Origin of the sequence: Aurantimonas marina (assembly GCF_017183135.1) — a bacterium.
GTDB lineage: Bacteria > Pseudomonadota > Alphaproteobacteria > Rhizobiales > Rhizobiaceae > Aurantimonas > Aurantimonas marina.
This window is the reverse complement of the sequence record NZ_JADDXW010000053.1, coordinates 1-995: the sequence shown is the minus strand read 5'-3', so window position 1 is coordinate 995 and position 995 is coordinate 1. Positions and strand designations below refer to the sequence as shown.

The following is a 995-nucleotide window of genomic DNA, read 5'->3' as shown; positions in this document are numbered from 1 at the left end:
GCGGTGGTGCCGGCAAGCAGCGCGGCGACCGAGCAGGTGACCATCCAGGTTGCCACGACGCGCCAGCGTGACCCATCGAATGGCAGCTATTCGGCCGGCCGTTCTCCGACACTGAACTTCGAGCGCTTCACCGTCTCCGTTCCGAGGGATCATACGATCACGGAGATCGAATGGCCGAAAGGCGCGCCGGATCCGGACCAAAGTTTCGCGGTGACGGAACGGACCATCCTGGCGAAGCTCGAATTCCAGGCGCCGTCGCGCCGAGCCAGCGGCCTTGCAGGAAAGCGTGATGTCGTCGTCTTCGTCCACGGCTACAATTACAGCTTCGAGGAAGCGCTGTTCAGGCTGGCCCAACTCGCGGTGGACGGCAGGCTGACGGAGACGCCGGTCCTCTTCGCCTGGCCTTCGGCGGCGTCCGTCACCGGTTACGTCGCCGACAAGGACGCCGTCACCTATTCGCGCGACGATCTCGTTCGCGTGCTGACGGATGTCGCCAATGATCCGAAGGTCGGAAAGATCACCCTGTTCGGGCATAGCATGGGGGCCTGGCTCACAGCGGAGGCTCTGCGCCAGCTCCGGCTGACCGGCCAGGACGCGATCATTGATCGGTTGAACGGGGTCGTGCTTGCCGCCCCCGACATCGATGTCGATGTCTTCCGCCGCCAGATGGAGGTCATCGGCCCTCTGGACCCGCCGATGACGCTGCTGGTTTCCAAGGACGACCGCGCCTTGATGGCATCCAGCCGGATCGCCGGGTCCCGCGATCGGATCGGCACCCGCGATGTCAACGACCCGCAGGTACAGGCGCTCGCCGGCGCCAACAACATCCAGGTGATCGACATATCCGACGTTTTGGCTCTCGACGGAACCAACCACAACCGGTTCGTCGGGCTGGTGACGGTGTTTCCGCGGCTGCAGAACGGCGTGCGCACCGGCCTCGCCCGGGCCGGCGCCTTCGTGCTGGAGCCGATCAGCGCCACGCTTCTGCCACCCCG

The 995-nt window shown here is 65.5% G+C and carries 1 protein-coding gene; it reads left to right on the top strand.

From position 1 onward, the window contains the following. On the top strand, nucleotides 1–995 hold a 995-nt coding region (locus tag ING15_RS19255), incomplete at both ends, for an alpha/beta hydrolase (RefSeq protein ID WP_206456460.1).